This window comes from Leucobacter holotrichiae (assembly GCF_055791005.1).
Genome location: NZ_JBVUAC010000006.1, coordinates 1 through 18,922, shown reverse-complemented (window position 1 = coordinate 18,922; position 18,922 = coordinate 1). Strand labels below are relative to the sequence as shown.

Genomic DNA, 18,922 nt, shown 5'->3' with positions numbered 1-18,922 from the left:
ACAATTTCAGCGGCCCGTTACCATCAGGTAGGTCACGAGCTGCCGACGAGTAGGAAATCCTGGGAGCTGACAGCCACAGTTGCGAGGGACTCACCAGGTAGTGATTCAAGCTTTCTACGTCAGAACTGCAAAAGAACCAATAACCAGCGGCTCAATCTGCTCGATGTCCCATGCGTTTGTGCGCGCTTCGACCGGACTCAGATCAGAGTTCAGTGAACAACTGGCGGTACCGACGAGGCGGAATCCCATGCACTCTTTTGAATTGTCGGGACGCGAAGTCCGGATCGTACCAACCCACCGTGGCAGCAATCTCCGAAATTGGAAGCTGAGTCGTTCGTAAAAGGACGGCCATTCGTTCGACTCGAACAGACGCTAAGTAGGACAAGGGAGATTGACCAAACGAAGCCTGGAAGACTCGTCTCACCTGTGAAGGTGACAGATACACACATTGGGCGAGTTCACTCATCACCCACCGACGGCCAGGCGCTTTGTGGAACTGTTCAGAGATAAATCTTGCTTCCTCGCGCAGCACAGGCGTGGCAACATTCCTTCTATTCGTAGCCCACTTCTCCGAATATGCCTGAATGCCATTTGCCTTCGCGAGAACTGGAACGATTAAGTCCAACAACAAGGACAGATTTGCCTGTACCCGATAAAACCTCTCAACTAGCAACCCGCTTTGAAACAAGTTCGTGAGCTCGTCAAGCAGATGGCCCATGAACTCGACCGCATGTGTGCCGAGATCCAGACTCTGGATAGGCCTTCGGTAATGCCGATCAAAGAACCGGGTGGCATCGACCCGATCGGAAAAGTATTCGCGATACCGCCAGAACACTAAATCAACCAGATACTCCCGATTCACTCTCAACACATTAACCACCGCGTGATCCTCGGAAGATACCTCGGCGCGCGTCTGCGTCACAACAAAAACGTCGCCAACGACACCTTTTTCAGTCACGTGAGATCCGGAAACTGATATTGTCCCGCGGCGAATCACGAGAAACTTCACTTGGTTTGAAACCTCAAGTTGAAGCGGCAGTTCAAGATCAAACTCGCCAAAATTCAGAGTTTCAGTGGCTTCCCAATCTGAACCTGTCACGCCTCCACCTCGTGAGCGCTGCTTCTCCGAACGCACTTAACGAGTCGATCGGCATAGTACTCACAGTCGAATGAGCTCACTACCGCCCTCTCGAACCCGCGAAAAGTAGGAGGGTAAATGGAACGAGCCCGGGATGCCTTTGAATTGAGCTCCTCAATGCCGAATTCGGTGCGAAAAGGTTGAGAATCCCGAACACTGGATCAGTCAACTCTGACGTACCTTTCAATGCCAATTTCCCACTCACGAAAAGTGGCCCTGCCTCCGCGCTCGCCAGCTCTAAAGCTGCGATGGGGGGAGTGCGCGGAGGGCAGAGCCAATGGAAGCGGAACACCGCATTCCATCACCCGTGAACTTCGGCTGTCATGATCCGATACTTGAAACGTCACGGAGGCAATATCGCCAAAACCAGTTTCCACGACTCCGTCAATTCATGTGAGCAAGCCACCAATTGAGGTATGCCCGCAGCGGCCGTTCGAGGCCGACGCTGCCTACTTCTGGAACGAGGTCTTCCGAGAAAATGGCGTAACCCATATGGGTATTACGGCCCGATTTCAGCGAACTCTTGAGGGCAGCCGTCGCGCTCTCCGTCCGATCTTGGCTTAACTCAATTTCGGTGCGGTGCCTTTTCGTACGAGGTGTGACATCTCGATTCGAATTGCCCCGAACTTGTAAGCAGGAGAACAGAAAGGGCTGGTTCGTGCTACGAAACGAGACATTGCCAGGCTCTTCGAGTCCTCGCGTGAAGCGAGTGAACGGTATGGAGGGGCAAGAATGAAATCGAGAAACTGGCGACCAGATTCAGGGCGCTTGGCATCGGTGAAGGATCGGGCCAAGCGGTCTACTGCGATGGTTGGCACGCTTGCCGTTCTCTCTACCGTGCTCGTGACCGGCGGCACACTGATCGATGCCGCGCCTGCACAAGCCGAGTATGCGACAGGAGGCGAGGGGCGGTTCCTCGGAGCCATTGACTGGATCGAATGGGGCGAAGCGCAAGGCCAGGTGATCGCCGACGGCTCGACAGCCACCAGCGTCAGAGACGTCAATGGCCAACAACTCGTGACGACCTGTACCGCCTCGAACGTCGCTGGCGACATCCGTAGCTACCGCAGCGGCTCGTTTGTTGGTGACGGTCTCGACAACCTCTATAACGTCGGCGGTGTCGGCGGCGATAACCAGCTCATCCAGGGCCTCTACAACTGGGCCGCCGGCGCAACGGTGTCGCTTGATTTTACGTGTGGGGTGACGCTCGACGGCGTTCCCGTACCGATCCAAGGCCTCGTCGTTGCCGACGCGGAAGCAAGCGGGGCCACGGAATACATCTCGGTCCTTCCTCATGAACCGGTGACATGGCGGATCATCGACCGTTTCCGGACTCCAGGTTGCACGCAGACGACGAACGCACACCTAAACTCCGATGGCTTGATGGCTCTCAGGCCCGATGGATCTGAATGCCGATCTGTATACCCGAACGGAGAAGGTCCGCTTGCAGTCGGCTTCATGGAAGGCGCCAACGGCGCGCACGTTGAGATGAAGGGCGGTGGCCGGAGTGCCGTTGCGCTGGGCGTCGTCCTCGAAGCCGATTTCGGCGACGCGCCGGAGAGCTACGGCGCCGCCGGAGCGCTCTATGAACCGGCCTGGAACGGCGGCACGCTCTCGGAGGGTGTCACGGACGTGAGCAGCGACACGTTCGCGCTTGCTGAGCAGGTTGCGCCACAGACGCGACTGGGCACGTTGATCGATTCAGATCCTTCGCCCCAGTACTCTGCTGACGGCCTGGGTGACGACAACAGCGGGCAGTCGGACGAGGATGCTATCGCACCTCTGGGGGAGCTCTCGGTCGCTCCAGGCGAAGGCTACAACCTCACCGATGTTTCATGCACCGGGCCGGGCTATGTCGCCGGGTGGATCGACTGGAACGTCAATGGAGTCTTCGACGAAGGTGAACGCTCCGACGCTGTCGAGTGCACAGATGGCTCGGTCGATCTGTCCTGGACCGTGCCAGACGATGTCGCTCAGGGCGACACCTTCCTACGACTGAGGATCGCCGACAGCGAGGACGCGGTAGCTTCGCCAGTTGGACTCACAGTCTCCGGCGAGGTCGAGGACCATTCACTTTCTATTGCACCGCAGCCGAAACAACTGTTCTTCGGGTGCGATGTACTGACCACCTTCGATACCGACAACGAAGGATGGCGCGCCGCCACAACGAACTACGGCACTCAGGTCATCATGCAGCCGCAACCGGTCGAATGGCAGCCAGATGCCGGGAATCCAGGCGGTGCACTCATCGAAGATGACCTCGATGGATACTGGACCGAGCTCTGGACTCCAGATCTTGTCGCCAATGGATACACCACCGACTACACGGACTCGATTGGTCGGACGCTTCAGTTCGATTACAAAAATAACACCGGCATTAGTGTCGACCTGTATGTCGGAATCGTTGATACCAACAACACCTTCTACTGGTACAACTTCCGCCCACAAATCGTGGACTCTACTCAGTGGACGAGGGTCCTCGTTCCCATGGATGCCTCGCAGTGGCACACAGGGTTCAATAACAATACCGGCCCGGCAGGGCCAGCCCCCTCCGCCGCAGAATTTGAAGCCGCATTGTCGAGCGTCGACCGTTTTACTTTCTCCATCGAAGGACAACTCGGTCCTGATCGAACCGCATTCGACAACTTCGGTGTTGCTTGCGACCCAGCCCTATCGATCGAGAAGCAGACGTCGGCGACCGGCGACACGCGGCCCGGCGATACGGTGACATACACGGTGAGCGCGACGAACACGGGCGAAGGCGACTACACGTCAGGTGACCCGGCACACGTCTGGGACGACCTCAGCGATGTGCTCGACGAGGCGATCTACAACACCGACGCGACCGCGACGGTGGACGGCGACGCGGTTGGAACGGTCAGTTTCGACTCCGATACGAACCGCTTGACTTGGGAGGGTCCGTTGGCGGTCGGTGAGACGGTCGAGATCACGTACACCGTGACGATCGATGCGGTCGATAACGGTGAGCTGCGTAACATCGCGTGGAGCCCGGAAGATTCGACTGACCCGGATGCGCCTACTCCTTCGTGCGAGACCGAGGACGGCATCGACCCGGAGACCGGTGAACCGTGCGCGAGCACATACACCGAGCTGCCACGACTGGAGATCGACAAGCGCGCGGATCGTGTCGACGAAGGCGTTCCCGCGGTGGGCGAGGTCGTCACCTACACGCTGGAGATTCTCAACTACGGGCCAGGTTCCTATTCGGAAGATGCGCCCGCGCGTCTTGAGGACGATCTGCGCCGCGTGCTCGACAAGGCCACGATGAACGACCCCGGATCGATCACGGCCCATGCGGGATCGGAAACCGGGCCGGTAGTCGGAACGGTCACCTTTGATGACACCGAAGGTGCCGAGAAGCTGATCTGGGAGGGACCTCTCGCCGCAAACGAGCCTGTGTACGTGGTGTACTCGGTCACGTACACGGGGCCGTCCGGTAATGGCAGCTCAATTGAGAACTATATTCTCCGCAACATCGCCTGCATCGATGAAGACGAGACATATCCCGGAGGCATCCCCTGCACCAATGTTTCGGTGCCGGCTGCTGGGTTGCTGGATTGGAAGGAAGTCGAGTCCGATAGCGACCCGGTGACCGCCGGTTCTGTCCTGACCTATACCCTTCACTTCGCGAATCCGGGTCGTGCCGACGCGACCGTGAACGCGACCGACGACCTGTCGGGCGTGGTCGATGACGCACAGCTCACGAGCGAACCGGTCTCTTCGAATGAGAACCTCACGGTCGTACGTGACGGTGACCAGATCGCGATCACCGGCACCGTCCCACCGGGCGCGCACTACACCGTCGAGTACCAGGTCACCGTAAACGCGGATGGTGAGCGCGGCGACAGCATGGCGACGAACTTCCTCCTGAATGAGGGCGAAGTGCCGCCGCCGGGCGGAGAATGCACGCCCACGGAGGGTCAGTTGCCCAACTGCACCACGACCCGAATCGATGGGGTGCTCCAGGTGCAGAAGATGGGTCAGGGACTCAACGGTGTCGAGCCGATGCCAGGCGCCGGGTTCGAGATCTACCCCGACGAGAACGGCGAGGCCGGTGACACGCCCTTGACCGACCCAGGCTTGGAGGAGACCGCGGCGACGGGCATGTTCCAGATCACCGGAATCCCGACAGGCTCTTACTGGCTGCGTGAGGTACAAGCGCCGCAGGGTCACCTGCTCCTAGCTGAGGATGTCGCCTTCGAGGTCACCGCGACCGGTGAGGTGGTCGTGAACGGCGACCACCCCCAGATCGAGGTGAGCGACGAAGACGGCACCTGGCGCATCACCGTGACCGACCTTGAAGCGTTCGCGCTGCCAATGTCTGGCGGTACCGGAAGCATGCTCTGGGTCGGAGGCGGAAGCCTCTTGATCCTGGCAGCGATGACCCTTCTGGTGCTCCGCACACGCCGTACCCAACGAGAGCGTTACCACAACACGGAAACCTCTTGAGCAGAGCCCCACTTGCAGCATGCAGGTGGTCCCGGTCGGCATCCCCGGCCGATCGGAGTGACGCGTGCAAATTCTCCCGCACAGCGTCTCGACCGGGCCGAGCATCTCTCTTCCCCCTACAGCGTCATGCTCGGCCCGGTCCGTCCCTACCAACTCCGCCTCAACAAAACGATGACTAGATAAGGAGTCACTGAATGAAACACACAAAGACTCGCGCTACTTGGCGCGGCCTCGTCGGAGGTGCAGCCGTCGCGCTGCTCGCCTTCGGCGGCGCGCAAGCCGCGAACGCAGCCGACAACGTGATCGACCCGGATCAGACCGGGTCGCTCACCGTGCACAAGCACCAGCAGTCGAGCCCCGCCTCCGAGACTGAGGGCACCGGCCTCGAACAGTCGCTTGACACGGATCAGTACCCGCCGATCGGCAACATCGAGTTCAGCCTGCAGCAGCTCGATGTCGACCTCACCACCAACCAGGGTTGGCAGGATCTTGCGGACCTCAACGAAACGTTCTCCCCGAACCTCAATGTCGCAGACACTCCGTGGGGTCTCCCGGTCACCGGTGACGTGGAGACGGATCGCACCGCAAACGACGGGGCCCTGACGTTCGGAGATCTGGAGCCCGGCGCCTACTTGGTGTGGGAGTCGGACTGGCAGAACCCGGTCGACGCGAACGGTGAGGCAGTCGATGGCGGAATCACCCCGTCGTTCCCGTTCATCGTGACCGTGCCGATGACGAACCCGGATGACCTCAACGCATGGGTCTACGACGTACATGTCTACCCGAAGAACGCCGTCACACCTCCACCCACGAAGACAGTCGAGGACTCGGACGCGGTGAAGATCGGAGACAACATCGAGTACACGATCACCTCGGAGATCCCCGACGGCACCGAGATCGACGGCTACCGGGTGCGCGACACCTTCGATGCGAAGCTCGCCTACGTTTCGAGCACGGTCGAGCTCAGCGACGGCACTGCCCTCGTTGAAGGCACTGACTACACCGTGAACCAGGACGGGCAGACCGTCGACATCGACTTCACTGCGGCAGGGCTCGACGTGCTCGAGCAGCACTCGGACGCCCAGGTGGTCGTCACGCACACCGCTACCGTGCTGGAGGTCGGCGAGATCACGAACGAGCCGCAGCTGTTCCCGAACAACCCGGCTATCGAGAACGATACCCCGACCGATGGCCCCGGGGTCGAGACGAAGTTCGGCAACATCGTCATCCAGAAGCATGACGAGAATGATGAAGCCCTCGCGGGTGCCAAGTTCAGCGTCTACCTCACTGAGGAAGATGCCCGCAACAACACCAACGCGATCGAGATCGACGGCCAGTCGGTGTTCGAGTCGGGTGAAGACGGCATCGCCCTCATCGAGGGTCTGCGCTACTCCTGCTTCGAAGACGGTGCGGAGCTCGCGGAAGAGGACTGCCGCAGCTACTGGGTCGCTGAGGTTGAGGCTCCTGCCGGGTACGAACTCCTGGCGAACCCGATCGAGGTGTCCGTCGATTCGACTGATGCCGAGGTTCCGACCGAGACCGTGGTGAACGTGCCGAAGAACGCTGGCTTCGAGCTTCCGATCACCGGTGGCGCGGGCACTTCCGCGCTCCTGATCGGCGGTCTGCTGCTCATGGGCGGCGCGATCGTGGTCCTCGCGCGTCGCCGGAAGACCAGCACGGCGGCCTAATACCGACGATCCGGTGCCGGAGCATGCGTCACAGTTTCGTGGCGCGGCTCCGGCACTGGCATCTTTGTTTCACTGCATTGAGAAAGACAGACACGATGACGCTGCTCCTCGACGAATCGAACACGCCAGACACCCCTGAGACTTCCACACCTTCGCGATCGAACCGGAGCCGCCAAGATTGGGTGACCGTCGTCGTCGCTATAGCTGCCCTGATCGGGCTACTAACTGCCAGCTATCCAGCGATCGCTCAATGGTTCTCGGCGAAGGAACGAGAAGGCGCTGTAACCGGATACACGCGAGAAGTGCAGTCACTTCCCGACGCAGACAAACAGGCACTCCTCGAAAATGCGCACGCCTACAACGACGCGATGCCGAACATTCTCCTCACCGACCCCTACACCATGAAAGAAGCCGGCGAAGGCCGAGGCGGTGCCTGGGAAGTGTATGAACAACAGCTCACAGCCCCGGACACCGACGTCATGGGACGCATCTCAATTCCCGCGATCGACACCAGCCTCCCGATCTATCACGGCACTGACGATGGCACGCTTGCGAAAGGCGTCGGACACCTATTCGGATCCTCACTCCCCGTCGGTGGAATCGGAACGCACGCGGTGTTGACCGCGCATACCGCCTACACGAACGCGCACCTGTTCGACGATCTCGATGAGGTCAAAATTGGGGATGACTTCTTCATCACTGTCGCGGGTGAAAAGCTGGCATACCGCGTCGACCAAATCGATGTCGTCCTGCCGACCGAGATCAATTCCCTACAGCTTGAAGACGGCAAGGATTACGTCACGCTCGTGACGTGCACCCCTCGCGCCGTAAACTCGCATCGACTTCTCGTCCGCGGCGAACGCATCGATCTCGATGACGCTCCAGATCTACGCAATGAAACCGTAACCGATGGAACAACCGCAGGGTTCCCGTGGTGGTTACTGTGGACAGCCGGCGGAACGATCCTCATCACGGCTGTGACGCTGTACACGATTCGACCCGATCTCGCGCAGCGGGTTCGACGTCCGCAGAGATCCGACGCTGAGTAACGAACACCAAAATGCTCCAGAAGAGCGGAATACACGCGACCACAAGGAAGAGATTGTTGTATCCGGCAGCTTCTGGCGAAACGTGAATGATGAGGAGACCGAGTGGCGGTCCAGCAAGTTGACCAATCGGAGTGACTGCACTGTACAGCCCGATCCGTTGGCCTAACCGCTCTTTCAGACCCGCGCTGAGTGCTGCAAGGAGCAGCGAAGCCGAAGTCAACGCCACCGCAACCCCACTCAGAAACAGCAACACAACCAGCTCGGGGCCTTGCGCATACGGCCTGAGCGCAATCGAAGCCATAAGCACGACTCCCGACAGGATCAACAGTCTGGGAATGCTGCCGAGGAGTGCTGGACGTATGAGGAGCACTGTGCTGGTGAGGAGCAGACCGAGAAGTGCTGCGGCAAGGGTCAGCAACGTCATTTGCGTCGTTGAACTCTCCCAGTCACCTCGTGCGCTTTCTGCGATATCCAGCGCATGGTATGCCAAATACGCAGACAACGTGACATGCAGGCCGCATTGCGTCAGTAAGACCACTGGCCACGGCAGGCTTCGCTCCCTCGGAACCCTGCCGGTGCGATGTGCCCCTCCAAACTGTGACTCAGGCGCCGCATCGGGTGTGTATGCGGCAAAGCGGTTGAGATCTCCCGAACGTACGGCTGCCAAGAGTGGTATCGCGATAGCGAGAAGTGCGAGCACCAAAGAGGTTTCCCAGACCGTGTTCGGGAAAACGATGAGGATAAGGATCGGGATGAACGCTCCCAGATAGGTGAGTGCAATCATCACTGTCGCGCCGCGTCTGCGTTGTGTCGGTTGCGTGAAGCCGAGCATGGCCCGAATCACAGACATGGCCCCGGAACACCCAATCTGGGCAGCGCCCCATCCGATCACCAACATCCACGGCGTTGAAGCGAACATCATCAATGTGATCCCTACGCCGGCGCTCGATGCGCCGACGACGACACACCACCAACGGCCACGGACTGATGACGCAACTCGGTCAGTGAACCGACCAAACAGTACTGCCCCAACGATTCCACAGCACGCACCAACTGTTGTCGTTACTGCCACCAGACCGGCCTGAGCATCATCCGGAACCATCTCGACTGCACGCTGCGAAATCCCGACTGTCGCCGCCGGAGCCAATACTGCCAGCGCAAGGAGCTTCGCGAGATTCAGTTGAATCACGAGGGACTTGGATTGTGCCTGGTTCAACACTGCAGTCATACTTCCCCCGTCCTCGATGACTCCTCCACGATGTCAAGAACACCTATTTCACGGGCCTTCCGAATCGCATCCACCTTGGTGCGTACCCCCAGCTTGCGATACGCCAGTTTGAGCTGATGCCGCACGGTGTGAGGCGAGAGGAACAACGTGTTCGCCGCGGCAGTTGCCGTTCCGTGCTCTGCGACCGCAGCGAGTGCCCGAACCTCCCCAAGTGAAAGCGTCTGAGTTCCCTGACTCACACTGTCAGCCCCCTTCATGGGGTCAAGCTCTGGAGCGAACTCCTGCAACCGTTCGATCACCAGTTTCGGCAATGCTCGATACGGGACCGTCAGTCCATGTTCCTGCAGGATCGACGCTGCGAGCACGGCCGATTTTGAAGCGGCATCCTGGTCCTGCTCACTCAAACACACATGAGCATGCAGCAATAATGCCTCTGTTCGCCTGCGAGGAAACGCGACCAGGTCACGGTCGGTCAAGAATCCACCTAGAATGGCTCGGGCGCGTACGTGTTCGTCTCTCCCCAACGCGGCATACACGCCGGCAAGATCCTTAGTGTAGCTACGCTCTGAGCGAGACACTACGGAACGACCAGACTGCCAGACCAGTCGTGCATGCAGCGCCGCAAGAGACCGCCTGGGGGTGGTCAACACTTGGAACCTTCGTCGTCTCTCCTGCAACTCCTGCTCGAGCCTGGCCAAGGCTTCGCCAGCACCGAAGCGCGACTCCGTGATGAGCGTCTTCAATTCAACGATGTACGGCCAATGCTCGATCGTTGATTCCAACTCATGCATTGCATCGAGATGCGCCTGCGCAGTGTCGAGGTCCCCGAATTCGAGGCGTTCGATGGCTGACGCGATTCGATACCCCGCGCCAGCGTATGAGTCCTCCCAACCGACCGGGGTATCCGCTTCTTCAGCCCTCACGATTCGCCGCCGGGCCTCAGCGAGCCGGCCCTGCCATGCTGCCGAGAACGCGTCGAGAGCGAGAACATGGGCACGATTCCAAGCTGTCTTTGGCACCCCATCAAGCTGCGTGGCCTGGACGACTTGTTCGACTTGAGAAAACCTATTCGCGTACAGGTAGGTGATTGCCAACTGCGCATAGCCAGTGGTCAATGTTCTTCGCACTTGCTGTATTTCGTGAGGAGCAAGCGAGAGCAGCGCATTCTGAGCTTGATCAGCGAGCTGCAGGCTCTGCGACTCCTGCCCGCTCAGACGAGCCGCCGCCATGCGTAAGACGCTAGCCACGGCACCTTCAAGGCCTTGCCGTTCCGAAATGCGTTGCAGACCCGGCCCAGCTAAGAGCCTGAAACCTTGGATGACGCGTTGGAATCGCCCCGCTGGCACCGCATATTCATCGATAAGTGCGAATGCCGCAAGCACCGGGTGTTTGCTCCGAACTGAGCCCGGAATATCTCGCAACCAATGACCAGTAATAGTTCGCCGGCCACCCGGCGCATAACTGTACGAGGGGTGGGACACCAAGATTTCGGTGAGTAATTCCCACGCTTCGCCACGGATTGCGGCCTCGATCGCGTCTCGGGGACGCGTATCAAGCAATGCTTCTGCTGCACGGGCATAGTAGAGACGCAGCATCGATAATGGAACTTCTGAGAACGCACGCGAGAGCAGCTCTTCACGCACCATGTCGTGATGCCGATACCAGCGCGTCCCGGCACCATCCTCCCAGAAACTCAAGCTCGCGACAGACAGTTCATCAAGGAAACGGTCGGCGTCGGAAATTTCGAGGCGCAGTGTGTCGGTAAGGATCTCAGGCGAAACTTCTCGCAACAGCGCCGTCACCCACAGTGCGGGACGTTCATGTGCTGAGACAGATTGCACAATCCGATCAACATACGAATGCACAAAGGAGTGCCGGGTTCCGGTACGGTTCCCCCGCAGCTGCTCCACGTGCTCCACGATGAGCGCATGAACTGCCAACGGCCAGCCCTTAGTGCGTCGATGGATCGCCGCTGCAGACAGTTGCGGCTGAATGCCTGTGCCGCTCGGAGAATGCATGGCGAGAAGCTCTTCGATTTCTGATTCGGAAAGCGCGAGTTCCGTCTCCGAGATTTCATCAATTGCAAGCCGCAGACGCGAAGCCACCCCCGTAAGAGCGTGGAAGCGGACACGAGACGTTGCGATCACGCGAAGTGCAGGAACCTGTTCCAGGACAAAAACGATGTCGTTGAGTACTTCGTCCGATCCGGCCAGGTGGAGATCATCAAGGACGAGCACCATCGATTGCTTGCTCTCCGACAACGCCGCCGCGATCAACTCAGGTTTAGGCGAAGAAAGCCCCTCGCGGGCCATACGAGCCACGGTGGACTGCGGAGAGAAAAGTGCCGCATCGGTCACCGTCTCAAACACGCGTTCCCAAAACGTTCGCCTTTGCCCGTCGTCACTGGACAATCGCAACCACACTGTCTCGACACCACTGTCAGCTATGGCCGATGCGATCTCGAGGGCAGCAAGTGTTTTTCCAGTCCCAGGGCCGCCGTGGATCATGAGCAGCGCAGATTGTTTCGAAACATGGTCATGCAACTGTGACCGTTGTAAAATCTCGAACCGCGATTCTGGAAAAAAATGACGCGTTTGTACAGCCCTCACATCCCCTCCTATGACCAGGCATCATTGCCGCATCTTCGAGTCGGCCTTCGGCGGCCGCTCAAGAGACGGGCACGCCAACAGAGTATCGCCGGCCACATGGCGACAGGCAGGGCAGACAACGGCCACCCCCGTGGAACACCTTGCCCGGCGCGTGGAAATCTCACTCAAAATTGGCTGTATGCCTTGACAAAGCCACGAAATCAGAAATACGCATACCCTTGTTAGGTATTTGTTCCCATGAAGCGTCACCACTGTCTAGGTTTGAATCTTGGAGCCAAAGATTAGCTCTCGATTCTTGAGTCTTCGACCTACGTCGGGGAACACCCGCCGCGCACATGTAAGGCACCGCCCGGAGCGCGAGACGGGAGCCAACGGCTAGTTCGAGATCTCACAATGCTGTCGATGGAGAGAGCATGCCAAGGGCGAATCCGGCCTGTAATGGGAGTACGCCATTCCCGAGTGCAGTAATTTGCTGGCGGGGATTCAGCCCGGTCGATTCATCTGTCACCCAGCCTTCTGGTAGGCCCATGAACCATTCCACGAACGCGGGGGCAGGCCTGGGCGAGGTATCGTCCAGCAGGAGTGCGGGCATGGGGGCAGCGCGTTGGGTTATGTGCTCCCATCGTTGGATAGCGTCTGCGTATCCTCCCCATTCTCGAAGATGCTGTCGATCAGGATAAACAAGGTCTCCTGCTCGTTCTGCCTGGCCGGCGAGCCAAGCGGTCCGTGGAGCATGAAGTCGATGACCTGGTGACTGAGCGCGATCGTGCCGCGCCTCGCCTTCACCGCGTCCAGTGTTTCCCCGCCCCGCGAGGAGTCCGACGCGAGTGGTGTTCTGAAAAGGGCTGCGGGGGTGCGCGGTGATGAAGATGCGGAACCGGTGGTGAGGGGCGCCGACCAGTGAAGCGGGTAGGCCGATCCATTCCGAGTCGTACCCGAGGTCGGCCAGGTCACCGAGAACGGCGCCGAGTGCCCGAAGAGGTCGGGCTGACTCGTCTCCCAACAACCAAGCAGCGGGTTCCATATCGCCCAGGGTTGCATCGGGTGGGGTTGCGGGGTTGCGTCTTCCATCGGTTGCATCTTCTTTCTGGTTGCGGATCGCGGGAGATGAGAGAAGCCCACGAACGTTTTCGATCACGACGAGTTCGGGTTGCAACGCGTCGATCGCTGCCGCCATGAACGACCACAGCCCGGACCGAGTACCGGGGGCAAGACCTGCCCGTTTGCCGACCGTGGACACGTCCTGGCAGGGGAAGCCGCCGCAGAGAATGTCGACGGGCGGCACAGCACTCCAGTCAATGTGTGAAATATCGCCCAGGTTGGGGGCATCTGGCCAATGGTGAGAGAACACGCGGGCGACGGGTTCGTTCAGTTCTGAGAACCAGATCGTTTCGCCGCCGGTGAGGTGTTCGACGGCGAGGTCGAGGCCCCCGTACCCGGAGAACAGCGACCCGATACGGGGGCGGGAAACAGCAGGTTTCGACATGAACACTCCGACTCGAAGGTGATTCCGGCCGCCTCCCTCATATGGAGAAACGACCGGGCTGGTCACCTGACAGGTACGCGACCCGTACCGCGCAGGCCCTGCTCGGACGGCCACTGCTGCAGTCTCGCTCCCGAGCGACCACGCCTCTTGCAGGTCGAGGGCGAGAGCTTCGGAACCGGCGCCGAAAACCTCGGGCCGCACCGGTTCACCTCCTGGGTACAGGGAGGCGATATTCGTGACGGTTTCGATGCGGGTGATGTCCGCAGGCGACGGATACAAGTACCTCCTGCGCACCGTGGTCGCAGGAGACGGAGACCGGTCACTCTCAACCCCGCTCACCCGCTATTACGCCGAAGAAGGCACCCCTCCAGGCCGCTGGCTCGGGACCGCGCTCACCGCGTTGGGCGGACAGATCAGTGCCGGGGATCACGTCACCGCGTCACAACTACAGCTCCTGATCGGGATGGGACGGCATCCACTCACTGGCGACCCGTTGGGGCTGGCCTTCCCGACGTTCACGCCCGTGACGGAACGCATCCAACAACGAATCGCCGCCCTCGACCCGAATCTTGGTACTCGCGCTCGGGGCGAAGCGATTGCCGCGATCGAAGCGGAAGAGATGCGGAAGGGTACCCGTAGGGCGGTTGCGGGGTTCGATTTCACGTTCTCGATCCCGAAATCCGCATCGGTACTGTGGGCGGTTGCCGATGCCGGCACGCAAGCCCTGATCGCTGACGCCCACCATGCAGCGGTTGCAGACGTGATTGCATTTCTCGAACGAGAGGTTGCCGCAACCCGGACGGGTGCAACCGGGCGCAACGGCGCGGTTGCACAGGTCGATGTCGCCGGAGTGATTGCAACCGCGTACGACCATTACGACAGTCGCGCCGGCGACCCCCACCTGCATACGCACGTCGTCGTCAGTAACAAGACCATGACCGTGCTGGATGGGAAGTGGCGATCGCTCGACGGCCGCCCCTTGCACGCGGCGACGGTCGCCCTCTCGGAACTCCATGAGGCGGTCTTTGCCGATCACCTCACCGGCCTGTTCGGTGTCTCGTGGGAAGCCCGCGATATGGGCAAAGACCGCAACCCCGCGTGGGCGGTGACCGGGGTCCCCGAAACGCTCGTGGCCGAGTTCTCGACCCGGGCCCGACATATCGACGCCGAGACGGATCGCCTCATCGAACACTATGTGGAACAGCACGGACGCCGGCCCTCTCCCGCGACACTCATGAAGCTCCGGGCACAGGCCACGCTCTCAACCCGACCAGAAAAGCAGGTTCGCTCTCTCGCAGACCTCACCACGCAATGGCGTGGCCGTGCGGGCATGCTTCTTGGCGCGGATGCGACCGGGTGGGCAACAACCGTGCTCGAGAACCCGGCACCCAGGCTCCTGCGAGCAGACGACATCCCGTTACCGGTCGTCGAGGATCTCGGGGCCACGGTCGTGGAAGCCGTCGGTGAGAAACGGTCGACGTGGCGGCGGTGGAACCTGACCGCCGAGGCGGCACGGCAGACCATGCCCTACCGGTTCGCTTCCGCCCTGGATCGCGAAGCGATCATCGGGCTCGTCGTCGACGCCGCAGAACGGGCTTCGATCCGGCTCAGCCCGCCCGAGCTCGCCACCAGCCCGGCCGTGTTCCAGCGTCCGGACGGGTCGAGCGTGTTCCGACCCAAGCACTCGACCGTGTTCTCGTCCGAACTCCTCCTTGACGCCGAAGACCGGCTCCTTGAACGCAGCCGCACCGTCACCGGCCCCGTGGTGCGCCTGGACACGGTAGAACAGATCACGCATAGCCCAGATCACGACGGCCTCATGCTCGGCCCCGACCAGGCCGACGCGCTCGCGAAAGTCGCCGTGTCCGGGCGTATCGTCGATGTCCTCGTCGGTCCCGCAGGTGCCGGGAAAACCACCGCGATGCACGCGCTCAGGCGTGCCTGGGAAATCGAACACGGTGCCGGGTCCGTGGTCGGTCTCGCACCGTCTGCTGTCGCAGCCCAAGTCCTTGCCGATGACCTTGGTATCGCTACCGAGAACACGGCGAAATGGTGGCAGAACCATCTCATGTACGGGGAAACGTTCACTGCCGGGCAGCTCGTCATCATCGACGAAGCTTCGCTTGCCGGCACCCTCTCACTGGATCGCATCACCGCGCTCGCGGAACAGGCCGGCGCGAAAGTGCTGCTCGTTGGCGACTACGCGCAACTGCAGTCCGTGGACGCTGGCGGCGCGTTTTCGCTCCTGGTTCACGACCGTGACGACACCCCAGAACTCGTCGATGTGCACCGCTTCATCAACCCGTGGGAGAAGCTCGCGTCGCTGGATTTACGTCATGGCCGTCCCGAAGTCATCGACACCTATATCGACCATGGACGTGTGAAAGAAGGCGAAACCGAGTCCATGATCGAGGCCGCCTACCTTGCCTGGCAGACGGACATGCGCTCCGGGCTGGCGTCAGTGCTTGTGACGGACTCGAACGAAGCCGTGACCGCCCTCAACCTGAGAGCCCGCACCGACCTGATCCTCGATGGCACCGTGTACGGGGATCGAGAAGTAGAGCTGCGTGATGGGAACCGTGCCGCGATCGGCGATACCGTCATCACCAGACGCAACGACCGGCGCCTGCACACCGGGCATTCGTGGGTGAGAAACGGTGACCGGTGGACGATCACGGACGTGCGAGAAGACGGGTCGGTGGTCGTACGCCGTGCCGGAAAGAAATGGGGCAGCGTCCTGCTCCCGGCCGACTACGTCACCGAAGCGCTCGATCTCGGATATGCCGTCACCGCGTACCGGGCCCAGGGCATCACGACCGACACCACGCACGTCCTCGTCGACTCGGCCATGACGCGCGAGAACCTCTATGTCGCACTCACTCGCGGGAAACACACGAACCACGCCTACGTCGCGATCGACAAGCCCGACCCCTCCCACGAAGGCCCCCACCCTGGAGATCACGGCGACGCCACCGCGAAAACCGTACTGTACGGGGTGCTGCAACACTCCGGGGCAGAACTGTCCGCCCACGAAACCATCAAAGCTGAACACGAAACCTGGTCGAACATTGGGCAACTCGCTGCCGAATACGAAACGATCGCCGCTGCCGCGCAACACGACCGATGGGCCGCTCTCATCCGAAACTCCGGGCTCACCCCCGAACATGCAGAAGCCGCAATCACCTCCGACGCGTTCGGCCCCCTCACCGCCGAACTCCGCCGAGCAGAAGCAAACCACCACGATCCCGAAACCCTACTCCCACGACTCGTCACCGCGCGCGGGTTTGATGACGCTGACGATATTGCTGCCGTCCTCCGCTACCGTCTCGCACGCGCCACAGCACGCCCGGCAGGTTCGGGACGCACCAGGAAACCCCCGCGCCTCATCACCGGACTCATCCCAGAAGCCACCGGCGCAATGAGCGCGGAGATGCGACAGGCCCTCACGGAACGACGAGAGCTCATCGAGCAGCGAGCCGCAGCACTCACAGATACTGCACTCGCGAGTGGGCAACGGTGGGTTGCGTCTCTCGGAACACCGCCCGAGGACGCCAAGACCGCAGAGGTGTGGATGAGGCAGGTGCAGACGGTGGCCGCGTATCGGGATCGCTACGACATCAGCACAGATCAACCGCTTGGCGCTCCTCCCGAATCAGAGGCACAGAAGATCGACGCCGCCCGAGCTCAAGCGGCCATCGCCCGAGCCCAAGCGCTCGCGAAACCTGCCGCCCGGAATGCGCGCAGACGCCAGCAAGCCCCGACTCGGTCAGGCCCCGGCTTGTAGCCCCGGTATCAGGTCGTAGTCAAGCGACGGCGACGGGGAGTTCGCTCCAGTGCGTCGTGGCACGCTTCGAGAGCATCGCACGTTTCATCTCCCATCCCGGGGGCTGCTTCATACCGCCCAACCCGACACCGATTGATCCGTTTCCGAGCGCCCGGTTGATTCGGTCGAGTGCTTGCCCGATACCGCGGCCTTCGAACTCGCGCGAGAACAAACTCAGCGGCTGCACACCTGCCGCTTGCCGCACATCGGTCAACACGACGCCGGCCCGTGCATACCGGATGCCCGGCACCGGATACAGGCGAGGTAGGAGTGCTCTCGCTGCTTTCGTGAGAACGATCGGGTCATCCGTTGGCGTCTCCAATGGCACCGATACCTGAGCGCTGTGCCCGACAGATCCTTCGTCAGCCCATCCCGTCATCGCCCATGCGCTCAGATGCGACGCCACTGAACCCTGTGCGCGAAGCCGCTCACTAACGCGCTGCGCATACAACGACAACACCTGCTCCATCTCCTTCAGTGCAGTCATTTTGTGGCTGAAACTGCGCGAGAAAATGAGCTGGTCTTTTTTAGTCGGAGGGATCGTCTCAATTGGGATACACGAGATACCTCGCAGTTCCAGGACGATCCGCTCCATGTTCACGTTGAACTTCTTCCGCAGCCACTTCGGAGACGCGTCACGCAACTGTCGTGCCGTGTGAATGTTCATGCCAGCAAGGCGTTTCCCCGAGCGACCAGCAACGCCCCAGAGCTCGGTGACGGGGATCAAGTCGAGGATCCGATCCAGTTGCGCATTCGGGAAGCGCCCCATGTGCAGCGAGCCGCCGAAATCGGGGGTCTGTTTGATTCCGATGGCAGCAACCTTCGCGAGAGACTTCGACGCTCCCATTGCGACGCGCACCGGCACGCCGACGAGTTTCATCACCGTTGAGCGGATCTCTCGTCCGAGCTGTTCGAGTTCTTCCGGGGTGCCGGTAAGCCGGATGAAACTCTCGTCAATCGAATAGATTTCCTGCCATGCGGAGTAGCGACTCAGAATCTCCGCGATGCGTGCGGATAGGTTTCCGTAGAGTTCGTAGTTCGAGCTCCGTGCGGCCACGCCGTGTGTTTTCGCCCAGGCTTCGATCTGGAACCACGGTTTGAACATGATGTTTGGATCGAGCCTTTTCGCGAGCGTGTCGGCGGCCACCACGCAGCCGTCATTGTTTGAGAGCACCACCACGGGTACACCACGGAGCTTCGGATAGAAGACCCGCTCACAGGATGCATAGAACGACTCAGCATCCACGAGCGCAATCGAGTTCACGGTATTGGGCACGCGGAGAGCATAGGCCTAACCTCCGACACAGCAGTCACCGGGCGCGGCATATTGGCCTGCAGCGACTGTCGGGTGGTTGGGCCTTGACCCTTGATCGTGGACACGGTGTTACAGGTGGTTATGCCGCCATGGGTAGCGTAGCGGAGGTGTTGGCC

Annotated in this window: 9 protein-coding genes; 4 read left to right on the top strand and 5 right to left on the bottom strand. The window is 60.6% G+C overall.

The annotated features are described in order from the left end of the window. Nucleotides 1-202: 202 nt before the first annotated feature. Nucleotides 203-1,099, bottom strand: a complete 897-nt coding sequence (locus AC0KXF_RS08995; protein WP_473108859.1) for a helix-turn-helix transcriptional regulator — start codon at nt 1,097-1,099, stop codon at nt 203-205. 846 nt (nt 1,100-1,945) lie between these two features. Between AC0KXF_RS08995 and AC0KXF_RS08990 the strand changes: the two genes are divergently transcribed. The 3 genes from AC0KXF_RS08990 (at nt 1,946) to AC0KXF_RS08980 (ending at nt 8,345) form a co-directional block, all read left to right on the top strand. Then, a complete protein-coding gene (locus AC0KXF_RS08990) occupies nt 1,946-5,608 on the top strand; it encodes a CshA/CshB family fibrillar adhesin-related protein (RefSeq protein ID WP_473108858.1) in 3,663 nt (1,220 codons plus the stop codon). Between the two features lie 194 nt (nt 5,609-5,802). Beyond that, complete coding sequence (locus AC0KXF_RS08985; protein ID WP_473108857.1) at nt 5,803-7,296, top strand: SpaH/EbpB family LPXTG-anchored major pilin; 1,494 nt, start codon at nt 5,803-5,805, stop codon at nt 7,294-7,296. A 95-nt stretch (nt 7,297-7,391) separates the two neighbouring features. Further along, nucleotides 7,392-8,345 carry a class C sortase gene (locus AC0KXF_RS08980; protein ID WP_473108856.1) on the top strand — a complete coding sequence of 318 codons (954 nt, stop codon included), beginning with the start codon at nt 7,392-7,394 and terminating at the stop codon, nt 8,343-8,345. Here AC0KXF_RS08980 and AC0KXF_RS08975 read toward each other — a convergent pair. The 3 genes from AC0KXF_RS08975 to AC0KXF_RS08965 all read right to left on the bottom strand — a co-directional run bounded on the left by AC0KXF_RS08975 (nt 8,266) and on the right by AC0KXF_RS08965 (nt 13,668). Beyond that, nucleotides 8,266-9,573, bottom strand: coding sequence for an MFS transporter (locus tag AC0KXF_RS08975; protein WP_473108855.1), 1,308 nt, complete (start codon nt 9,571-9,573; stop codon nt 8,266-8,268). The two genes, AC0KXF_RS08980 and AC0KXF_RS08975, sit on opposite strands and share 80 nt — an antisense overlap. Beyond that, nucleotides 9,570-12,182, bottom strand: coding sequence for a helix-turn-helix transcriptional regulator (locus AC0KXF_RS08970; protein WP_473108854.1), 2,613 nt, complete (start codon nt 12,180-12,182; stop codon nt 9,570-9,572). The genes AC0KXF_RS08975 and AC0KXF_RS08970 overlap by 4 nt, the downstream gene beginning before the upstream one ends. A 388-nt stretch (nt 12,183-12,570) precedes the next feature. Continuing rightward, a complete protein-coding gene (locus tag AC0KXF_RS08965; RefSeq protein ID WP_473108853.1) occupies nt 12,571-13,668 on the bottom strand; it encodes a DNA cytosine methyltransferase in 1,098 nt (365 codons plus the stop codon). A gap of 247 nt (nt 13,669-13,915) precedes the next feature. Here AC0KXF_RS08965 and mobF point away from each other — a divergent pair, with 247 nt between their 5' ends. Further along, nucleotides 13,916-17,452 carry a MobF family relaxase gene (mobF, locus tag AC0KXF_RS08960; protein ID WP_473109049.1) on the top strand — a complete coding sequence of 1,179 codons (3,537 nt, stop codon included), beginning with the start codon at nt 13,916-13,918 and terminating at the stop codon, nt 17,450-17,452. A gap of 19 nt (nt 17,453-17,471) precedes the next feature. Here mobF and AC0KXF_RS08955 read toward each other — a convergent pair whose 3' ends face one another. Beyond that, the gene (locus tag AC0KXF_RS08955; protein ID WP_473108852.1) at nt 17,472-18,767 is read right to left on the bottom strand and encodes a Y-family DNA polymerase; all 1,296 of its coding nucleotides are present in this window, start codon (nt 18,765-18,767) and stop codon (nt 17,472-17,474) included. Nucleotides 18,768-18,922 lie beyond the last annotated feature (155 nt).